20 protein-coding genes and 1 pseudogene are annotated in these 20,431 nt (G+C 66.2%); 11 read left to right on the top strand and 10 right to left on the bottom strand.

Annotation, left to right across the window (positions count from 1 at the left end; all coding sequences use genetic code 11):
• Positions 1 to 3: 3 nt before the first annotated feature.
• From Q3A80_RS18100 to Q3A80_RS18060, 9 genes and pseudogenes are all read right to left on the bottom strand, one after another.
• Positions 4 to 1,458: an NAD-dependent succinate-semialdehyde dehydrogenase gene (locus Q3A80_RS18100; protein ID WP_446330388.1), complete on the bottom strand. Its 1,455-nt coding sequence runs from the start codon at positions 1,456 to 1,458 to the stop codon at positions 4 to 6.
• A gap of 112 nt (positions 1,459 to 1,570) precedes the next feature.
• The gene (locus tag Q3A80_RS18095; protein ID WP_446330292.1) at positions 1,571 to 2,278 is read right to left on the bottom strand and encodes a GntR family transcriptional regulator; all 708 of its coding nucleotides are present in this window, start codon (positions 2,276 to 2,278) and stop codon (positions 1,571 to 1,573) included.
• Positions 2,279 to 2,289: 11 nt separating this feature from the next.
• The gene (locus Q3A80_RS18090; RefSeq protein WP_446330291.1) at positions 2,290 to 3,393 is read right to left on the bottom strand and encodes an ABC transporter ATP-binding protein; all 1,104 of its coding nucleotides are present in this window, start codon (positions 3,391 to 3,393) and stop codon (positions 2,290 to 2,292) included.
• An 11-nt stretch (positions 3,394 to 3,404) separates the two neighbouring features.
• A complete protein-coding gene (locus Q3A80_RS18085; protein WP_446330290.1) occupies positions 3,405 to 4,205 on the bottom strand; it encodes an ABC transporter permease in 801 nt (266 codons plus the stop codon).
• 1 nt (position 4,206) lies between these two features.
• Entirely contained in the window at positions 4,207 to 5,091 is an 885-nt protein-coding gene (locus Q3A80_RS18080) for an ABC transporter permease (protein ID WP_446330289.1), read from the bottom strand.
• A 142-nt stretch (positions 5,092 to 5,233) separates the two neighbouring features.
• On the bottom strand, positions 5,234 to 6,286 hold the full coding sequence (locus Q3A80_RS18075; RefSeq protein ID WP_446330288.1) for an ABC transporter substrate-binding protein: 1,053 nt from the start codon (positions 6,284 to 6,286) through the stop codon (positions 5,234 to 5,236).
• A 147-nt stretch (positions 6,287 to 6,433) separates the two neighbouring features.
• Positions 6,434 to 6,901: pseudogene (locus Q3A80_RS18070) on the bottom strand (flavin reductase); the annotation flags it as partial.
• Between the two features lie 210 nt (positions 6,902 to 7,111).
• Positions 7,112 to 7,801, bottom strand: coding sequence for a GntR family transcriptional regulator (locus Q3A80_RS18065; RefSeq protein WP_446330287.1), 690 nt, complete (start codon positions 7,799 to 7,801; stop codon positions 7,112 to 7,114).
• A gap of 133 nt (positions 7,802 to 7,934) precedes the next feature.
• A complete protein-coding gene (locus tag Q3A80_RS18060) occupies positions 7,935 to 8,225 on the bottom strand; it encodes a DUF1330 domain-containing protein (RefSeq protein ID WP_446330286.1) in 291 nt (96 codons plus the stop codon).
• A 111-nt stretch (positions 8,226 to 8,336) separates the two neighbouring features.
• On the opposite strand from Q3A80_RS18060, the gene Q3A80_RS18055 reads away from it, so the two are divergent.
• The 7 genes from Q3A80_RS18055 to Q3A80_RS18025 all read left to right on the top strand — a co-directional run bounded on the left by Q3A80_RS18055 (position 8,337) and on the right by Q3A80_RS18025 (position 15,128).
• Positions 8,337 to 8,939 carry an amino acid synthesis family protein gene (locus Q3A80_RS18055; RefSeq protein ID WP_071335971.1) on the top strand — a complete coding sequence of 201 codons (603 nt, stop codon included), beginning with the start codon at positions 8,337 to 8,339 and terminating at the stop codon, positions 8,937 to 8,939.
• Positions 8,908 to 9,726, top strand: a complete 819-nt coding sequence (locus Q3A80_RS18050) for an alpha/beta fold hydrolase (protein WP_446330285.1) — start codon at positions 8,908 to 8,910, stop codon at positions 9,724 to 9,726. Before Q3A80_RS18055 ends, Q3A80_RS18050 begins: the two co-directional genes overlap by 32 nt.
• 1 nt (position 9,727) lies before the next feature.
• The gene (locus tag Q3A80_RS18045) at positions 9,728 to 10,663 is read left to right on the top strand and encodes a flavin reductase (protein WP_446330284.1); all 936 of its coding nucleotides are present in this window, start codon (positions 9,728 to 9,730) and stop codon (positions 10,661 to 10,663) included.
• A gap of 11 nt (positions 10,664 to 10,674) precedes the next feature.
• Positions 10,675 to 11,712: an LLM class flavin-dependent oxidoreductase gene (locus Q3A80_RS18040; RefSeq protein ID WP_446330283.1), complete on the top strand. Its 1,038-nt coding sequence runs from the start codon at positions 10,675 to 10,677 to the stop codon at positions 11,710 to 11,712.
• Positions 11,713 to 11,724: 12 nt separating this feature from the next.
• Positions 11,725 to 13,194 carry an aldehyde dehydrogenase gene (locus tag Q3A80_RS18035; protein ID WP_446330282.1) on the top strand — a complete coding sequence of 490 codons (1,470 nt, stop codon included), beginning with the start codon at positions 11,725 to 11,727 and terminating at the stop codon, positions 13,192 to 13,194.
• 116 nt (positions 13,195 to 13,310) lie between these two features.
• On the top strand, positions 13,311 to 14,723 hold the full coding sequence (locus Q3A80_RS18030; protein ID WP_446330281.1) for a purine-cytosine permease family protein: 1,413 nt from the start codon (positions 13,311 to 13,313) through the stop codon (positions 14,721 to 14,723).
• Positions 14,724 to 14,738: 15 nt separating this feature from the next.
• Positions 14,739 to 15,128 carry a carboxymuconolactone decarboxylase family protein gene (locus Q3A80_RS18025; protein WP_446330280.1) on the top strand — a complete coding sequence of 130 codons (390 nt, stop codon included), beginning with the start codon at positions 14,739 to 14,741 and terminating at the stop codon, positions 15,126 to 15,128.
• A 70-nt stretch (positions 15,129 to 15,198) separates the two neighbouring features.
• On the opposite strand, the gene Q3A80_RS18020 is transcribed toward Q3A80_RS18025, so the two are convergent.
• Complete coding sequence (locus Q3A80_RS18020; RefSeq protein WP_446330279.1) at positions 15,199 to 16,161, bottom strand: 2-hydroxyacid dehydrogenase; 963 nt, start codon at positions 16,159 to 16,161, stop codon at positions 15,199 to 15,201.
• Positions 16,162 to 16,474: 313 nt separating this feature from the next.
• Here Q3A80_RS18020 and Q3A80_RS18015 point away from each other — a divergent pair, with 313 nt between their 5' ends.
• From Q3A80_RS18015 to Q3A80_RS18000, 4 genes are all read left to right on the top strand, one after another.
• The gene (locus Q3A80_RS18015) at positions 16,475 to 17,233 is read left to right on the top strand and encodes an SDR family oxidoreductase (protein WP_446330387.1); all 759 of its coding nucleotides are present in this window, start codon (positions 16,475 to 16,477) and stop codon (positions 17,231 to 17,233) included.
• A 106-nt stretch (positions 17,234 to 17,339) separates the two neighbouring features.
• Positions 17,340 to 18,626 (top strand): MFS transporter, encoded by a 1,287-nt coding sequence (locus tag Q3A80_RS18010; RefSeq protein ID WP_446330386.1) that lies wholly within the window; start codon positions 17,340 to 17,342, stop codon positions 18,624 to 18,626.
• A gap of 47 nt (positions 18,627 to 18,673) precedes the next feature.
• The gene (locus Q3A80_RS18005) at positions 18,674 to 19,066 is read left to right on the top strand and encodes a VOC family protein (RefSeq protein WP_446330278.1); all 393 of its coding nucleotides are present in this window, start codon (positions 18,674 to 18,676) and stop codon (positions 19,064 to 19,066) included.
• Between the two features lie 60 nt (positions 19,067 to 19,126).
• Positions 19,127 to 20,374 (top strand): citrate synthase family protein, encoded by a 1,248-nt coding sequence (locus Q3A80_RS18000; RefSeq protein ID WP_446330277.1) that lies wholly within the window; start codon positions 19,127 to 19,129, stop codon positions 20,372 to 20,374.
• The last annotated feature ends 57 nt before the right edge of the window (positions 20,375 to 20,431 follow it).

Genomic DNA, 20,431 nt, shown 5'->3' with positions numbered 1-20,431 from the left:
CGCTCAAACCGCCATGCACAGGTACTTGATGACGAGGTAGTCGTCGATGCCGTAACGCGACCCTTCGCGGCCGAGCCCCGACTGCTTCACGCCGCCGAAGGGCGCGACCTCGTTCGAGATGAGGCCCGTGTTGATGCCGACCATCCCGTATTCGAGCTGCTCGGCCACGCGCCATACGCGCGCGACATCGCGGCTGTAGAAGTAGGCGGCGAGCCCGAATTCGGTGTCGTTGGCGAGCTTCACCACCTCGTCGTCGCTCGAGAAGCGGAACAGCGGCGCGACCGGCCCGAAGGTTTCGTCGCGCGCCACGTCCATCTCCGCGGTGGTATTCAGGAGTACCGTCGGCTCGAAGAAGCCATGCCCGAGCGAATGCCGGTGGCCGCCGGCAGCGAGCGTCGCGCCCTTGTCGAGCGCGTCGGCGATGTGCGCTTCGACCTTGCGAACCGCGGCATCGTTGATCAGCGGCCCCAACGTCACGCCGCGCTCGGTGCCGTGCCCGACATTCAAACCCTTCACCGCGGCCACCAGCTTCGCGGCGAACGCGTCATACACGCGATCATGCACGTAGAAGCGATTGGTGCACACGCACGTCTGGCCGTTGTTGCGGTACTTCGAAGCAATTGCTCCATCGACGGCGGCATCGAGGTCGGCATCGTCGAACACGATGAACGGCGCGTTCCCGCCGAGTTCGAGCGTCACCTTCTTCACGGTGGGTGCGCTTTGCGCCATCAGCAGACGCCCTACGCCGGTCGATCCGGTGAACGACAGCTTGCGCACGACGGGGTTGCCGGTCAGCGCGGCGCCGATCGCCTTCGGGTCGCCGGTGATGATGTTCAGCACGCCGGCCGGCACGCCCGCACGCTCGGCCAGCACCGCGAGCGCGAGCGCCGAGAACGGCGTGGCTTCGGCCGGCTTCACGACGATCGGGCAGCCGGCCGCGAGCGCGGGGCCGACCTTGCGCGTGATCATCGCGTTTGGGAAATTCCACGGCGTGATCGCCGCGCACACGCCGACTGGCTCCTTCACGACCACGAGGCGCTTGTCCGACGCGGGCGTTGCGAGCGTGTCGCCGGCCACGCGCTTGCCCTCTTCCGCGAACCATTCGATGAACGACGCGCCGTAGACGATTTCACCCTTCGCCTCGGCCAGCGGCTTGCCCTGCTCGGCCGTGAGGATCAGCGCGAGATCGTCGGCGTTCTCGATCACGAGCTCGTACCAGCGGCGTAGCACGCGTGCGCGTTCCTTCGCAGTCGTGGCGCGCCACGCCGGCCATGCGGCATTCGCCGCGTCGATCGCGCGCGTCGTCTCGGCCGCGCCCATCAGCGGCACCGTGCCCAGCGCGACGCCCGTCGCCGGGTCGAGCACGTCGAAGCGTTCGCCGGAATCGGCGTCGCGCCATTGCCCGTCGATATAGGCGTGATGGCGCAAGAGCGCCGGATCCTTCAACAGTGTGTTCAATTCCACGATCGTTCCTTCCGGGGATAAAAAGGCATGAGGCGGCCCGGGCACGATCCGGGCCGCGAAGAGAGTGAATGTCGAATGGCGGCCTGCAGCGACGCCGCGGGTTGCGCTACCCGGCCTGCCGCCAGGAAGCGTTCTCCTGGCCATGGGCCAGCAGCTTGCGCGCGATCTCGGCCACGCGGGCGACGTGCGCGACGGCCGCGTCGCGCGCCGCCATCCCGTTGCGGGCCGCGATGCTCGCGAGGATCGCGCGCATCTCCTCGACCGCCTGGTGTCCGCGATCGTCGGAAGCGATCGTCAGCGCACGCAGCCGGTTGATGCGCGCGATCAATGTCTGCACGATTTCCCATGCGACGTGCTTTTTCCCGGCGTTGAACATGCGCTCGTAGAACGCCGACGTGAGCGCCTTCACCGCCTGATGATCCTGCGTGTCGAACGCGTGCTGGATCTGGTCGATGCACGATGACAGATCGGCGACGAGCGCCGCGTCCGCATGCTGCGCGCAGGCCATCGCGGCCTCGCCTTCGAGCAGCGCGCGGATCTCGTAGATCTCGGCGGCCGTGTCGAAATCGAGGATCGCGACGATCGGCCCCTGGTTCGGTATCGAATCGACGAGGCCTTCCGTTTCCAGATGCCGCAGGACCTCGCGCACGACGGTGCGGCTCACGCCGAGGATCTCGCACAGCGAGCGCTCGACCAGCCGCTCGCCTGGCTGGAAATGCGCGTCGAGGATCGCGGTGCGCATTTTCTCGAGCGCGAGCTCCCGCAGCGTGGCGGTGGGCCGCTGGACTTTCAGTGACGGCAGTGCGGGACTCATGAGTGCCGCCGTCAGGCTTGCGCGAACAGGCGCACGTCGCGCGCGTCCCAGTCGACGAGCGCCTGCGCACCGATCACGATGCCGTTGTCGTACCGATGGGCGGCCGGCATCCGAATCGAGATCTCCTGCTGCCACGGCGTCGCGACCGCGTAGTGCATCGCATCGCCGAGATAAGTGACGTCGCGCACGGTCACCGGAAGGCTGCTGGCGGTCGAAGCGGCTGTGCCGCTCGCGCGTTGGAGCGAGCTGATCCGCATCTGTTCCGGACGGATCATCAGCGTGCCTTCGTCGCCGGCGGCGAGCGTCGGATGGAACACGTCCGACGCCATTTCGAGGCCGTTCGGGAACACGCCGCCCATGCGGCCGTCGCTTGTCTTCGTCACCTTGACCGGCAGGAAATTCGAGTTGCCGATAAAACTCGCGACGAAGCGCGACGCCGGGTTCGCATACAATTCCTCGCCGGTGCCGACCTGCTCGATGCGGCCCTGGTTGAACACGGCGATGCGGTCCGACAGGCGCAGCGCCTCTTCTTGGTCGTGCGTGACGTACAGGATCGTTACGCCGGTTTCCTGGTGAATGCGGCGCAGTTCCAGCTGGATCTCCTCGCGCAGCTTCTTGTCGAGGGCGGACAGCGGCTCGTCCATCAGCAACACGGGCGGATCGTAGGCCAGCGCACGCGCGATGGCGACGCGCTGCTGCTGGCCGCCGGACAGCTGTGCCGGCATCCGATCGCGGCATTCGGACAGGTGCACGAGCTTCAGCATCTGCTCCACCTTGGCGCGGACCTCGGCGTCGGGCCGGCGGCGCACGCGCAGCGGGAACGCGACGTTCTCGCCGACGGTCAGATGCGGGAACAGCGTATAGCGCTGAAACACCATCCCGATGTTGCGCTGGTTCGGCGCGACCGACAGCAGCGGCTTGCCGTCGAGCAGCACGCGGCCGTCGGTCGGCTCCTGGAAGCCCGCGACGATATAGAGCGTCGTGCTCTTGCCCGAACCCGACGGCCCGAGGAAGGTCATGAATTCGCCTTTGCGCACGTCGAGCGACACATGATCGATCGCGACGACGTCGCCGTAGGTCTTGCGCAGGCGCTGGATTTGCAGGAATGCAGTCATGGCGTATTACCTCAGTGAGCGCGTGCGCGGCGCACCACGGCGCCCGCCAGCATCAATACGGTCGTGAGTCCGACGAGCAGCGACGACGCGGCCGCGACGACGGGAGTCAGGTCTTGCCGCAGCGTCGCCCAGATCCGTACGGGCAGCGTCTGCAGCGTCGGGCTCGACATGAAGATCGACACCACGACTTCGTCCCACGACGCGAGGAACGCGAAGATCGCGGCGGCAAACAGGCCGAGCCGGATGGCCGGCAGCGTGACGCGCAGCTTCACCGTGAGCGGCGATGCGCCGCAGATGAGCGCGGCGTCTTCGAGCGCCGTGTCGAAGCTCACCAGCGAATTGCTGATCGAGATGATCGAGAACGGCAGCGCGATGATCAGGTGGCCGATCACGAAGCCGGTCATCGTTCCGTTCAGCCCGATGCGCAGGAAGAACGCATAGAGCGCGACCGCGAGCACGACGACGGGCAGCACCATCGGCGTGAGGAAGAAGCCGCGTACGGCTTCGCGGCCGCGGAACGTGCCGCGCACCAGCGCCAGCGACGCGAGAAACCCGATCGCGACCGACAGCACCGTGACGATCACCGCCAGTTTCGCACTGGTCAGCAGCGAGTCGATCCAGCCGGCGTCGGTGAACAGCTGCCGATACCACTCGAGCGTCCAACCCGGCGGCGGGAAGATGAGCCACTGCGAATCGCCGAACGACAGCGCGACGATGAACACGATCGGCAACAACAGGAACAGCGCAACGGCCGCGCCCACGGCCACGAGAATCCAGCGCAGCGCGCCCAGGCGATCGAAATCGAGGAGCATCTCAGCGGCCTCCGGTAGTAGCGTGCGCGCTGCCGGTAAAGCGCAGCTGCAACGCATAGAGCGCGAGCGTCACCGCGAGCAGCACGAATGCCGCGGCGCCGGCAAGGCCCCAGTTCAGCAGTTCCTGCACGAGCTGCGCGATGAGTTCGGCAAGCATCATGTAGGACGGCCCGCCGAGCAGCGCCGGCGTGACGAAGTAGCCAAGCGCCATCACGAACACCATCAGCGCGCCCGACGCCACGCCCGGCATCGCGAGCGGCACGAGAATGCGCCAGAACGCCTGCCAGCGGCTCGCGCCGCATACCGCGGCCGCGCGCAGCGTCGACGGGTCGATGCCGCGCAGCGTCGCATGCAGCGGCATCACGAGGAACGGCAGCATGATGTAGGTCATGCCGATCGTCACGCCGGTCAGGTTGTTCACCAGCGACAGCGGTTCATGAATCACGCCGAGCGCCATCAGCGCGCGGTTGATCGGCCCCGTTCCCTGCAGCAGCACCATCCACGCGAACGTCCGGGCGAGCAGGTTGGTCCACATCGACAGCAGCAGGATCGCGAACAGCACCGAACTGAGCTTGCGCGGCGCGATCGCGAGCAGCCACGCCATCGGAAAACCGACCAGCAGCGTGACGAGCGTCACGACCGTCGCGACGAGGAACGTATTGCCGAACACGCGCGCGTACGTCGTCGAGCCGAGCAGCTGCTCGTAGTTGTGCAGCCCGGGCGTCGGTTCGAGCACGCTGCGCAACAGCAGCGACAGCACCGGCAGCAGGAAGAAGATCACGAGCAGCAGCATCGCGGGCGTCAGCAGCCGCATGCTCCGCCAGTCACGCCGCTTGCGCGGCGGCGTCGCGCCCGGATGCGCGACGGTACTCAATACGTTGGGCATGGTGTCTCCTTTGTCGGCCGGCGCCGGCACTTCAGTGCCTGTTGCCGCTGGCCCCATGCGGTTTCGTTGCTCGGCCGCGCCGGTTCGATCCGGTTCGGCCTGCTGAACGGCATTCAGGTCGGTGCGTCGAGACGCGCCGGGCTTACTTCGACTGCCACGCGTACCACCGCTTCGCGATCGCGTCGCGGTTCTCGGCCCAGTACTTCATGTCGAGGTTGATCTGCGAACTCTTGTACTGGTCGGGCAGCGTCTTCGCGATCGCCGGCGGCATCAGCGCGGCCGACTTCACGTTGACGGGTGCATAGCCCGTATCCGCGGCGAACTTCGCCTGAGCCTGCGCGCTTGTCGCGGCAGCGAGGTACTTCATCGCTTCAGCCTTGTGCTTCGCGCCCTTCGGGATCACCAGCATGTCGGCGGCCGTCAGGTTCTGGTTCCACGAAATGCCGACCGGCACGCCGGTCTGCGCGAGCGCATGCAGACGACCGTTCCAGAACATCCCGATCGGCGCTTCGCCCGACGCGAGCAACTGCTGCGACTGCGCGCCGCCGCTCCACCAGACGATGTCGCCCTTGATCGAATCGAGCTTTTTGAATGCGCGATCGAGGTCGAGCGGATACAGCTTGTTCGGCGCGACGCCGTCCGCGAGCAGCGCGATCTCGAGCACGCCCGGCGCCGACCACTTGTAGAACGTGCGCTTGCCCGGGAAGCGCTTGGTATCGAACAGGTCCGCCCAGTTCTGCGGCTGAGCGCCCGTGTACTTCGCCTTGTTGTAGCCGAGCACGAACGAGTAATAGAAGCTGCCCACCGCGGAAGGCGTTGCGAAGCGCGGGTCGAGCTCGGCCTTCTTCACCACCGAATAGTCGATCGGCTCGATCAGCCCGGCCTTCTCCGCCGCATATGCGAAGTCGCCCTCGACGTCGACCACGTCCCAGCTGACGTTGCCGCTGTCGACCATCGCCTTGAGCTTGCCGTAGTCGGTCGGCCCGTCCATCAGCACGTTGATGCCGCTTGCCTGCGTGAACGGCTGCGCCCAGTCCTTCTGCTGCGACGACTGCGTCGTGCCGCCCCAGCTCGTGAACACGATCGGGTCCGCGGCCAGCGCCGGTGCGGCGCAAACAACAGCCAACGGTGCGATACATGCAAGATGCGTTGCCAGACGCGATGCTGCGAAACGCGGGATGCTTCTGCTGCTCATGGTCTCTCTCCAGGTGAAACGGGTGCGGCTCGCGGCCACCGGGGCGGCAGCCATCCGAATACGCGTGTTCAGGCCGGCAGCATCCGTCGCGCCGACTTCTCGATGTTGTCGTTCGTCACCGCGGCGCGCCACGCACGGCCGATGCCGTCACGCGACGGCCAGCGGCTGCACCGTGCCGGCTTCCGTATCGCCGACGTAGATTCCGTACGCGTCCTGCCGGCGTTCGCGCACGTAGCGCTCGAGCATCGAGCGCACGGCGGTGTCGGCGATCTCGTCCCACGGCACCTGCCAGAGCGGGACGATGCGGATGCTGCTGTCGAACCACGGCGAACCGGTCGGCATCACCCGGCCGCGGTAATAGATATGGACGCCCGGCTCGCGTCCGCCGGCCGATTCGAACACGGCGAACAGGAAGTCGAGATGCGCGTGGAGCCCGAGCTTCGCGAGCACGCCGCGCAGGCTCGCCGCATCGCTCGCCGGTTCGAGCCGGATGCCGGTCGGCAGGCGCAGGCCGTCACGCGTATCGACGAGCACCAGCCCGTCGCGATGTTCGAGAATCGCGCCGACCTGCGCGCGCGCCGCCGCCGACCACGCGTGCTGCGACAGGCTGAAATTCGGTTCGGTCATGGCGTTCTCCCGTGATCGCTGCGTAAGTCGATGAGATTATGGTATGCCATCTTATGGGCTACAACAATGAACATCGTATTATGGAATACCATGAGCCCGAACGAACCGAATCGACAGACAAAACAAAAGGCCGCCGGCAGGTACGCCGGCGGCCTCTCGGGGCGAATCGCGCGTGTCGTCGCCCGCGCCGGCGTGTCGTCAGCTGTCGCTGACCGCTTCGTCCTGCTGCTGCGCGAGCGCGGACAGCGCGAGTTCGGAAACACGCTTGATGTGCGCGGCGGATGCCGCCGAAGCCGCGTCGCCGTCGCGCCGCTCGATCGCGTCGAGCAGGCGATTCATCTCGGTATTGGAATCGTCGCCGCGCCCCGGCATCGCGATGGTCAATGCGCGCAGCCGGTTGATGCGCGCGTTCAGCGTCTTGACGACCGTCAGCGACACCTGCTTGCCGGCCGCCTCGAACAGCGCTTCATAGAAGCGCTCGGTGTATTCGAGCACGCGCGGCAGGTCCTGCTTGTCGAACGCATCCTCGATCACCGCGCGAATGTCGCGCAGCTGCCGCACGACTTCGGGCGTCGCGCCTTCCGCGCACGCGCGCGCCGCATTGGCTTCGAGCAGGCCGCGCAACTCGTAGATTTCGCCAACTTGCGCCGGATCGAGCCGCGCGACCACCGGCCCTTGCCGCGACACGGTCTCGACCAGCCCTTCGGTCTCGAGATGGCGCAGCACCTCGCGCACCACCGTGCGGCTCACGCCGAGCTCGTCGCACAGCGTGCGCTCGACGAGCCGCGCACCCGGCCGGAAATAGCCCTGCACGATCGCTCCACGCAGCTTGTCGAGCGTCAGTTCGCGCAGGGTTTTGGCATTGCGGTCGATTTTCAGGTCTTGCATGAGCGGCACTCTGGAAACGGTTTGGGCCTGCAGCCGGCCGAGAGCCGGCAGCAAACATGGAATGCCATATTATGACTTAACTGTCAGCAGGCTTTCCATCCGGCGTAGGCCGCACACGCGCTCGCCCCAGCGATCAGCCCTCTAGGCCTTCGACGATTGAGACCTGCGCCCGGCAATGTCCATCCCGCTTCGCCTTCGCCGCCTGGTATTCGGGCGAGTGATAACACGCGAGCGCCGTCTCCATGTCGGCAAAGCGGATCACGACGTGGCGCTCGAACGCATCGCCCTCCAGCGTCTGCGACGCGCCGCCGCGCGCCATGAACACGGCGCCGAACTTCTTGAACGCCTGCGGCGCGAGGTCCGTGTAGTCCTTGTATTTCACGGGGTCCAGCACCTGCACGTGGGCAATCCAGTACGCACTCATTTTTCACCTCCGCTTTCGCGCCATTTCGAGACACGGGTTAACACTCATGGCATGCCGTAACATGGTATACCACAATGAATCCCACAATCAACGCATGAAAGGAAAGGTGTCATGAGCCTGATTCGGAAATCCGTCCTCCACGTAGAAACGCTGTACGTGGATGGCGACAAGGTCGCCGCGAAACCGCTGAAGATGATCGGCGCGGTCGCCGTGATCAAGAACCCGTGGGCGGGCCGCGGATACGTCGAAGACCTGTCGCCGGAGATTCGCGCGCTCGCGCCGCAACTGAGCGAACACCTGACGAAGCTGATCCTCGACGAAGCCGGTTCGGGCGATGCCGTCGAAGCGTTCGGCAAGAGCGCGATCGTCGGTCTCGACGGTGAAATCGAGCATGCGTCCGCGCTGATCCACACGCTGCATTTCGGCAACACGTACCGGACGGCTGTCGGCGCGAAGTCATATCTCGCGTTCAACAACACGCGCGGCCCCGCCAATGCGCCGCTGCTGATTCCGATGATGGACAAGAACGACGAAGGCCGCCGCTCGCACTACCTGACGCTGCAGTTCTCGATTCCGGATGCGCCGGCCGCCGACGAACTCGTCATCGCCATCGGTGCCGCCACAGCCGGCCGTCCGCATCACCGCATCGGCGACCGCTACAAAGATCTCGCAGAGCTCGGAAATGACGTCAAGAACCCTGCCGCTGTCAAATAAGCGGGCCGCCCACTATCTCGATCAGGGCGCCGGCGAACCGCTGGTGCTGATTCACGGGGTCGGCATGCAGGCGAGCGCGTGGTATCCGCAGATCGACGACCTGTCGCGCGATTTCCGCGTGATCTCCGTCGACATGCCGGGCCACGGAACGAGCGATGCGCTCGACACCGACGCCGACCTGCAGCAGTTCGTGCAGTGGGCGATCGAGTTCATCGACGCGCTGAAGGTCGGCCCCGTCAACCTGGCCGGCCACTCGATGGGCTCGCTGATCGCCGCCGGTGTCGCCGTGACGCGGCCCGACCTGGTCAAGCGTGTCGCAGTCCTGAACGGTGTGTACCGCCGAACCGAACAGGCGCGTGAAGCGGTGCTCCAACGTGCCGCGGAGCTGCGCTCGGGCACGATCGACGTCGATACGCCGCTCAAGCGCTGGTTCAACGCGGAAGAAGCGCAGCAGGCCGCCGCGCGGAAAGTGGAATCGTGGCTGCAGTCGGTCGACCTCGCAGGCTACGCGACCGCGTACACCGCGTTCGCGAACGGCGACGATGTCTATGCGGACGGCTGGCACCGGATCGCGTGCCCGGCACTCGTGCTCACCGGATCCGACGACCCGAATTCGACGCCCGAGATGGCGCGGCAGATGGCGCAGGCCGCGCAACACGGCAAGGCCGTCGTGATCGAGAACGAGCGCCACATGGTGAACCTGACCGCGCCCGACGCCGTCAACCGCGCGCTGCGTGCGTGGCTGCAGACGGTGCCGCAGCCGGAAACCCTGAAATCGGAAGTGTGACATGAGCCAAGCAATCAGCCAGGAAACGCCGATCATCAACACACGGGAGCTGCGCGATGCATTCGGCGCATTCATGACCGGCGTGACGATCGTCACCACCGCGCGCGACGACGGCCAGCCGCTCGGCTTCACCGCGAACTCGTTCTCGTCGGTGTCGCTGGACCCGGCGCTGCTGCTCGTCAGCATCGCGAAGACGTCGAGCAATTTCCAGACGTTTTCGACGACCGGCCACTTCGCGATCAATATCCTCGCGGAAGGCCAAAAGGATCTGTCGAACACGTTCGCGCGACCGAGCGACGATCGCTTCGCGAACGTCGGCTGGCGCCTGAGCGCGCATCGCAACCCGCTGATCGACGACGTCAGCGCGTGGTTCGACTGCACGACGCACGCGGTGATCGACGCCGGCGATCACGCGCTGATCGTCGGCAAGGTCGAGGTGTTCCACTCGGCCGGCTACGCGGGGCTCGGCTATTACCGCGGCGGCTATTTCACGCCGGCGAAGCTGTCGGCCGAAGTGATCGCCGGACCGAAGGTCATCGTCAGCGCGATCATCACGCGCGACGACAAGGTGCTGATGGTGAAGACGGCCGACCGCAAATGGGCGCTGCCCAGCCGCGAAATCGGCAACGAAGGCGCCGACAAGGCGCTCGCCGAACTGTTCCGGCAATACCAGCCGGACGCGTCGGCAAGCTTCATCTATTCGGTCTACAACAATACCGAGACCCACTACCAGTACATCTCGTTCCTCTGCAGCGCACCGGACGAAGCGGCGGTCGCCGGCGAATTCGTGAGCCTCGACGACGTCGACGCCGACGCGTTCCAGGACAGCGCGCTTGCCAGCATGCTCGAGCGCTACCGCAAGGAGAGCCAGTTGAAGAGTTACGGCCTGTACTTCGGCGACCACAGCACCGGCACCGTCCGCCCGCTTCTTTCCTGAAAGGTCACATCATGCGTTTTTCGCTTTTCGTACACATGGAGCGCGTCTCCGACCAGACCAGCCAAAAGCAGCTGTACGACGAGATGGTCGAACTGTGCCAGATCGCGGACCGCGGCGGCATGCACGCCGTCTGGACCGGCGAGCACCACGGCATGGACTTCACGATCGCGCCGAACCCGTTCATCAACCTCGCCGACCTCGCGAACAAGACGAAGCGCGTGCGGCTCGGCACGGGCACGGTCGTCGCGCCGTTCTGGCATCCGATCAAGCTCGCCGGCGAAGCGGCGATGACCGACATCATCTCGGGCGGCCGCCTCGAGCTCGGGATCGCGCGCGGCGCGTACTCGTTCGAATACGAGCGCCTGGCACCGGGGCTCGACGCATGGGGCGCGGGCCAGCGCATGCGCGAACTGATTCCGGCCGTGAAGAAGCTGTGGGAAGGCGATTACGCGCACGAAGGCGAGTTCTGGCAATTCCCGTCGACGACGTCGTCGCCGCTGCCGCTGCAGCGCCCGCACCCGCCGATCTGGGTGGCCGCGCGCGACCCGAACAGCCACGAATTCGCGGTCGCGAACGGCTGCAACGTGCAGGTCACGCCGCTGCACCTCGGCGACGAGGAAGTCGAGAAGCTCGTCGGCCACTTCAACGCCGCGTGCGAGAAGTTCAGCGACGTGCCGCGCCCGCAGATCATGCTGCTGCGTCATACCTACGTGGCGAGCAGCGAGGACGATGCGCAACTGGCCGCCGACGAAGTCAACGTGTTCTACAACTACTTCGGCGCGTGGTTCAAGAACGAGCGCCCGGTGAGCCGCGGGATGATCAAGCCGCTGAGCCGCGACGAAATCGCCGCGCATCCGTTCTACACGCCGGAAGCGATGCGCAGGAACAACGTGATCGGCACGCCCGCCGAGGTCATCGAGCGTCTGAAGGCGTACGAAGCGCTCGGCTTCGACGAGTATTCGTTCTGGATCGACACTGGCATGAGCTTCGAGCGCAAGAAGGCGTCGCTCGAGCGGATGATCCGCGACGTGATGCCGGCCTTCCAGTAACGGGACGATGCCATGAATCCGCATTTTCAGCTGTATATCGACGGGCAGTTCGAGCCCGGCGCCGCGACCTTCGGCAGCCTCAATCCGGCGACCGGCGCCGTATGGGCGCAGATGCCGGAAGCCCGCACCGACGAAGTGAACCGCGCGGTGGCCGCGGCCGGCCGCGCGCTGACCGACCCCGCGTGGGCGGGCCTGACCGCCTCCGCGCGCGGCAAGCTGCTGTACAGGCTCGCCGATCTCGTCGAACAAGCCGCACCGCGGCTCGCCGAAATCGAAACGAACGACACCGGCAAGATCATCCGCGAAACGTCGAGCCAGATCGCGTACGTCGCCGAGTATTACCGCTACTACGCCGGCATCGCCGACAAGCTCGAGGGCAGCAGCATCCCCGTCGATAAGCCCGACATGCAGGTGTGGCTCGAGCGGCAGCCGGTCGGCGTGGTCGCCGCGATCGTGCCGTGGAACAGCCAGCTGTTCCTGTCCGCGGTCAAGGTCGGCCCGGCGCTCGCCGCCGGCTGCACCGTGGTGCTGAAGGCGTCCGAGGAAGCGCCGGGGCCGTTGCTCGAGTTCGCGCGCGTCGTGCACGAAGCCGGCTTCCCGCCCGGTGTCGTCAACGTGATCACCGGTTTCGGCCCGGAATGCGGCGCGGTGCTGAGCAGCCACCCAGGCGTGGACAAGGTCGCGTTCACCGGCGGCCCCGAGACCGCGCGCCACATCGTGCGCAATACGGCCAGCAACCTCGCGAAGGTGTCGCTGGAACTTGGCGGCAAGTCGCCGTTCATCGTGTTCGCCGATACCGACATCCAGAGCGCGGTGAATGCGCAGGTCGCCGCGATCTTCGCGGCGAGCGGCCAGAGCTGCGTCGCGGGTTCGCGGCTGCTGATCGAGGCGTCCGTCAAGGAGAGGTTCCTTACGCTGCTGGTCGAGCGCGTGTCGCGGATCCGCGTGGGTTCGCCCGACGAGCGGGAAACCGAGTACGGCCCGCTGTGTACCGAGCGGCAACTGCGCAACATCGAGGCGGTCGTCGCGAACTCGGTGCGCCAGGGCGCGAAGGTGCTCGCCGGCGGCAAGCAGCTGGAGCGCGACGGCTTCTACTACGCACCGACGATCCTCGACTGCACCGGCGTCGCGCAAGCCGACAGCATCACGACCGAACTGTTCGGCCCGGTGTTGTCGGTCGACACGTTCGAAACCGAGCAGGAAGCGATCGAGAAGGCGAACGGCACCGCCTACGGCCTCGCGGCCGGCATCTTCACGACCAGCCTGACGCGTGCGCATCGCGTGTCGAAGCGCGTGCGCGCCGGCATCGTATGGATCAACACCTATCGCGCCGTATCGCCGCTCGTGCCGTTCGGCGGCTTCGGGCTGTCCGGACACGGGCGCGAAGGCGGCCTGAGCGCTGCGCTCGAATACACGACCACGAAGTCCGTGTGGCTGCGCACGTCGGACGATCCGATCGGCGACCCGTTCGTGATGCGCTGAACAGCTACGCATTCACCTGCAGTATCGATTCAAGCCCGCGGAGGCCGTGCGCCGCCGCGCGCGTCATCGAGCGCGTGCGGCGATGCATGGCCCCCGGCAATAAAGATGGAGACAGCATGACAAAGCAGGAAAGCGACGGCAGCGTTCTCGCAATCGAAAGCAACTCGATCGACTATGTCCCGCCGGAGGCACGGCACGGCAAACCGGCCGACCTCTTCACCCTGTGGTTCTGCACGAACGTCGCGCCGCTGGCCGTGATTTCCGGCGCGACGTCGGTACTCGTGTTCCACCTCGACGTGATGAGCGCGATTGTCGCGATCGCGGCGGGGCAGTTCTTCGGCGCGATCTTCCATGCGCTCACTTCCGCGCAGGGGCCGCTCGTCGGCGTGCCGCAGATGATTCAGAGCCGCGCGCAGTTCGGCCGCTACGGGTCGCTGCTCGTGGTGGGGTTCACCACGCTGATCTACCTCGGCTTCTTCGTGTCGAACATCATTCTCGCGGGCAAGACGTTGCACACCGCCGCACCCGCGGTGCCCGTGCCGGTCGCCACCGTCATCGGCGCGGTGCTTGCGACGCTGGTCGGCGTGATCGGCTGTCACTTCATTCATCGCTTCAACAAGGTGGGCGCGTGGTTCATGGGTGGCGCACTCGTCGTCGGCATCGCGCTGATGGCGCCGAGCCTCGATGCACGGATCTTCGAGCACGGGCATTTCGATTTCGCGAACTGGTTCGCGATGTTCGGGCTGTGCGCGGTGTGGCAGATCAGTTTCGCGCCCTATACGTCCGACTATTCGCGCTATCTGCCCGCGTCGGCCGGATTCGGCAAGACGTTCGCGTACACGTATTTCGGCACGTCTCTCGGCACGATCTTCGCGTTCCTGTTCGGCGTGCTTGCAGTCAGCACCGGGCGTTCGACCGACGCGATGCAGGCGGTCCGCGAGCAGACCGGCGCGTTCGGCTACGTGCTGATCTTCCTGTTCCTCGTCAATATCATCGGCCACAACGGGATGAATCTGTACGGCGCGGTGCTGTCGTTCATCACCGCCGCGCAGACGTTCCGGCCGCGCTGGGTGCCCGGCCGCAACGTGCGCGTCGCCGTGTCGGCGGTGCTGCTGGTCGCGTCGACCGCGACCGCTCTGTGGGCGTCGAGCAACTTCATCGCGATCTTCCTGAACGCGATCTTCGCGCTGCGCATCGTGCTCGCGCCGTGGATCGCAATCAACCTCATCGACTTCTATCTCGCCAACAACCGGCATTACCGGGTCGCGGAGATCGTCAGCAGCAATGGCGGCGTGTATGGCGCGTTCAACGTCAAGGCCATCGCGATCTACGTGTTCGGGATTGCAGTGCAGGTGCCGTTCATGGAAGAGAGCTTCTTCCACGGCCCATGGGCATCGATTCTCGGCGGCGCGGACGTGTCGTGGATGGTGGGCCTCGCCGCCACCGCGCTGGTGTGCTACCTGTTCGCGGCGAAGGACGGTTCGCGTATGCGCGACCGCTGCCCGGCCGGCGCCGGCGCGCTGGATTAACGAAGGAGATCGATCATGAATGAAGACGACGCGCTGTTTCAGAAAGGTCTACCGATTCGCCGTGAAGTCCTCGGCCCCGACTATGTCGATGCATCGATGGAGAAAGCCGACGCGTTCATGATGGCGTTCCAGCGCGCCACCACCGCGTGGGCGTGGGGCTGGGCCTGGGGCGACGACACGCTCGACCGCAAGACGCGCAGCCTGCTCAACCTCGCGATGCTGACTGCCGGCGGGCATACGAACGAACTAAAGCTGCACGTGAAGGGTGCGCTCAACAACGGCGTGAGCGTCGACGAAATCAAGGCAACGCTGCTGCATGCGACCGCTTATTCGGGTATTCCGCATGGCCTCAGCGCGTTCAAGGCCGCGCATGAGGTGTTGGTGGCGGAGGGAGCGCTGAAGTAACGACGCGGTCGAAGCCGGGGTTTCCGTCATCGGACACCCCGGCATGGGCGAGCGCGCTCGCCTGCCATCATCACAGCGCGTTCGGCGCCCCGTTCCCGTCAAGCACCGCCGCGACGTTGTCGAGCGCGGTGAACCCCATCTGGTCGCGCGTCTCGATGGTCGCGCTCGCCATGTGCGGCGACAGAAACACATTGTCGAGCGCGGCAAAGCGCGGATCGATGTTGGGTTCGTTCCGGTAAACGTCGAGCCCGGCGGCGAACAGCCGATGCGATGTCAACGCATCGTAAAGCGCATCCTCGTCGACGAGACTGCCGCGCGCCGCATTCACGAATACCGCACCGTCGCGCAGCAAGCCGAATTCGCGGCGGGTCATCAATGGCGTGCCGCAGCCGGGCACGTGCAGCGTGAGGATGTCGCACTGCGGCAGCAGCGTGTCGAGATCCGCGCAATAGCGTGCACCGGCCTCGATCTCAGGCGGCGCAGCCCGCCGGTCGGTATAGACGATCTTCATCCCGAAGCTGCGCGCACGCTGCGCGACAGCCCGGCCGATTCGGCCGAAGCCGACGATCCCCAGCGTCTTGCCGTTCACGCGCGTGCCGAGCATGTCGGTCATGCCGAACGACTTTCCCCACCCGGCGCGCACGATACGCTCGTACTCCGATGCGCGTCGGCACGCGGCGAGTATCAGCAGCATCGTGAAATCGGCCGTGCAGTCGGTCAGCGCGTCGGGTGCATTGCTGACCACGATGCCGCGTGCGCGTGCGGCGGCGACATCCATGTGGTCGTACCCGGCACTCGCGTTCGCGATGATCTTCACGCTCGGCGGCAATGCCGCGATGTGCTCGGCCTGCAGCCCCGATTTCTTGCCGATCAGCACCGCCGGCGTGTGGTAGCGGTTGCAGAACTCGACGACGGACGGCGCGTCCATGTCGGCGTCCGTTACATACGCGTTGAATTCGGCTTCGGCGCGTGCTGCCACCGCGGCCGGAACGCGTCGCGCAACCAGCAGGCGGGTGCGATTGTTGTCAGGCATGGTCTCGTCCTTGGGTCGGAAAACGGAACACAGCCTACGAACCGCAGTCGGCGCGGGTCAATATTGATTGATTCGATCAACATGTCTTCGCAGCACGCGACGACCCGAGGACCGAACGATTCCGGTCATGTCATCAGCCATGCGCGATGCCACGTCGGCGCGCGAACGGCGCAGTGACGAGCTCAGGAAAACCCTGACGCCGGCCCGTCTGGACGGGGCAGTTGATATTGATTGAAAGAATCAAGATTGCTGCCGAATCGCCGCCGCGCAATGCTTTTTGCATGTTCAACGGACTGGCGACGAGGTCGTGAAAATGCAGGCAGAGAGAAAAATCGCGGCAGTGACGGGCGCCGGCACCGGAATCGGGCAGGCAGCGGCGGTTGCGCTGGCGCGAGCGGGCTTCACCGTCGCGCTGCTCGGCAGGCGCATCGATCCGCTGCTCGCGACGCGGGAAATCATCGAGCGGGCCGGCGGCGTGGCCGCAGCCATGCCGACCGACGTATCCGACGAAGCATCGGTCGACGCGAGCTTCGCGCGGATCGCGCACGACTTCGGCCGCCTCGACGTGTTGTTCAACAACGCGGGCCGCAACGCGGGCGCCGTGCCGCTCGACGACTATTCGCTCGAGTTCTGGAACGACGTGGTCGCGACCAATCTGACGGGCGTGTTCCTGTGCGCCCGCGCTGCGTGGCGCCAGATGAAGCGCCAGACGCCGCAAGGCGGCCGCATCATCAACAACGGTTCGATCTCCGCGCACACGCCGCGCCCGAACACGGTCGCGTACACGGCCACGAAGCATGCGGTCCTCGGCATCACGCGCTCGCTCGCGCTCGATGGCCGGCCGTTCAACATCGCGTGCGGCCAGATCGACATCGGCAACGCCGCCACGTCGCTGACCGAGCGCATGAACAACGGGGTACTGCAGGCCGACGGCCGCGTCGCGCCCGAGCCGCGCGTCGACGTTGCGCACGTCGCGGACGCGATCGTGCAGATGGCGAGCCTGCCGCTCGAAGCGAACATTCTGAACATGACCATCATGGCGAGCGCGATGCCGTTCGTCGGGCGCGGCTGACCGGACGAGCGCCGGCGTACAAGACAACCGCGGACAACCGCGCGCCGGCCCGGCAATCAGGAGACAGGAGACGACATTGAAAACCGCAGAAGAGCAGGTTTCGGTCATGCGCGAGTTCGACGCGCACGCAGGCATCGCAACACGATCGCGGGTGCGCTATGGCGTGCTGTCGATGCTGCTGGTGGCCACCATCCTCAACTACGTCGACCGCTCGGCGCTCGGCATCGTCGCGCCCGCGCTGTCGAAGGATCTTGCGCTCACCCGCGTGCAGATGGGCGAGCTGTTCGCGGTGTTCGGCCTCGCGTACTCGATCGCGCTGCTGCCGGCTGGCGTGCTCGCCGACATGCTCGGCTCGCGCGTCGCGTATGCGCTGTCGCTCGTCGGCTGGTCGCTCGCGACGCTGACGCAAGGGCTCGCGCACGGCTATCACATGCTGCTCGGTTCGCGGCTGGCGATGGGCGCGCTCGAAGCGCCTGCGTTTCCGTCGAACGCGCGCGCGGTGACGATGTGGTTCCCCGTCCAGGAGCGCGGCTTTGCGACGAGCGTATATGTGATGGGCCAGTACATCGGCACGCCGCTCTTCACCGGGCTGCTGCTGTGGATCTCGTCGGCGTTCGGCTGGCGGAGCGTGTTCTTCGCGACCGGCGCGTTCGGCATCCTGTTCAGCGTCGTCTGGTACCGGCTCTATCGCGATCCGTCGCGCCACCCGCGCGTCAACGCGGCCGAGCTGCAGTACATCACCGAGGGGCAGGCGGTCGTGACCGCGCGCGATCGGTTCGACTGGCGCATGGCGCTGCGCCTGCTCGGCTATCGGCAGATCCTCGCGATCTGTCTCGGCAAGTTCTGCAACAACACGCTGCTGGTGTTCTTCACGACCTGGTTCATGACCTACCTGGTCGAGGAACGGCACATGTCGATGATCAAGGTCGGCTTCTTCCAGGCAATGCCGTTCATCGGCGCGACGCTCGGGATCCTGATCGCCGGCTATCTGTCTGATCTCTGCATCCGGCGCGGCGTGTCGATGTCGTCGTCGCGCAAGGCGCCGCTCGTGATCGGCACCTTCCTCGGCGCATCGATCGTGCTCGTCAACTTCGTGCAGTCGAACGCGCTGGTGATCGCGATCCTGACCGTCGCGTTCTTCGCGCAGGGAATCGGCTCGATGTCGTGGGCGGCCGTGTCCGAGATCGCACCGAAACGCTATGTCGGGCTCACCAGCAGCATCACGAGCCTTGCCGCGAATATCGCGGCCGTCACCACGCCGCTGATGATCGGCTACGTGACGCAGCACACCGGCAACTTTTTCTGGGCGCTGAACCTGATGGGTGCGATCTGCCTCGTCGGCACGCTGTCGTACTCGGTGCTGCTCGGCAGGCTGTCGCGTATCGAGCTGTGACCCCGTTCGCCCCCTTCTACGCTCCACTGCACGTACCGCACACGATCATGATCGAATTCAAATGGGATCACCTGCAACTCTGCTCGGCCGATGCCGAAGCGACCGCCGCGTGGTTCGCGCGCTGCCTGAACGCCGAGATCGTCCGGCGCCCCGGCCGCGTCGACCTGCGGATCGGCGCGATCAACCTGTTCATCATGGCGCTGGCGGACGCGCGTCAGGCGATCGTGCCGGAGGGCACGCGCATGCAAGGCATCGACCACTTCGGCGTGCTGGTCGAGAATCTGGATGCGGCTTACGCGCATCTGGTCGACAACGGCGCCGAGATCGTCCAGCCCGTCACGCGGATCCGCGCCGGCGTGCGCGGCTGTTTCGTGCGCGCGCCCGGCGACATCCTCGTCGAGGTGCTCGAGCGGCGCCCGGCCGAGATGACATTCAGCTGAACCCGGTCTATAGTCGGCGCAAGCGGCTGCGCACCGGCCGCATCCTCATCACGACTCCCCATGCAGAACTGGATCACCCTGACGGAAGCGGCGCGGCGGCTCGGCGTGCGGGCGCAGACCGTCTATGCGTACGCGAGCCGCGGCAGCATCGCCGTGATGCAGGATCCCGACGATCCGCGCAAGAGCCTGTATCGCGCCGAGGACGTGGTCGCGCTGTGCCGCAAGAAACAGGTCGGCCGCAAGCGGGCCGCGCTCGCGGCCAGCACGATCTTTGGTGCCGAGCCGTGCATCTACAGCGGCATCACCACGTTCTCGAAGGGCCGCGCATGGTATCGCGGCCGCGACAGCATTGAACTCGCCGATACCGCGACGCTCGAGGAAACGGCTGCGCTGCTCTGGCAGGCCACCGCGCCGGTGTCGTTCGACGCGCCGGCGATCGTGCTGCCGCCCGGCGAGCGCGACCGGCAATGTGCGTTCACGATGCTCGCGACGCTGGCCGCGCATGGCCATTCGACGCTCGGCCGGCTCGACAGCGCGCTGCACACCGAGGCAGGGCAGCTCGTCGCGATCGTGTCGCGCGCGTTCGGCGCGCACGACGATGCCGGCGCAAGCCCGCTTCACACGCATCAGCGGCTCGCGGCCGGTTGGGGCCTCGACAGCCATGGCGCAGACCTGCTGCGCCGCGCGATGGTGCTGGTCGCCGATCACGAGATCACGAGTTCGGCATTCGCCGCGCGCATCACCGCATCGACCGGCGCGTCGCTGGCAGGCTGCCTGCTGACGGGACTCGCGACGTTGTCGGGGCCGCTGCACGGCGACGCGTCGGGACGCGTGCGCGCGGTGTTCGACGACGTGCAACGATTGGGGGCCGAGCGTGTCGTCGACCATCACCTGAAGTCGGCGATCCCGATTACCGGTTTCGGTCATCATCTTTATCCCGACGGTGATCCGCGCGCGGCCGCGCTGCTCGCGCGGCTCGATCCGCCTCCTGAGCTCGCGCACTTCGTCGACAAGGTCACGACGCTCACCGGCCAGCGCCCGACCATCGATGTCGCGCTCGCGATGCTGTCGGTGCAGCTTCAGTTGCCGCGCGATGCGGCGTTCGGGCTGTTCTCGATCGCGCGCAGCGTCGGACTGCTCGCACATTGCATCGAACAGCTGCGCGTCGGCAAGGTGATCCGGCCGCGCAGCCGCTATACGGGGCCGACACTCGACGATCGGCATCTGCGGCCCGCCGCTGACGACGACGGCAAATTGCCGAAAGCCGGCGTGATCGCGAAGAATCGCGTGTTCACGGTGGTGGAGTAGCGTGCATGACGACGGCGCGCGACAGCGATGCGCGTATTCATGCAAAACGAAGCGGCC

Source organism: Burkholderia sp. SR8, from assembly GCF_052851275.1.
Note: the sequence above shows the minus strand (reverse complement) of the source record. Positions and strands in the feature narration are given on the sequence as shown.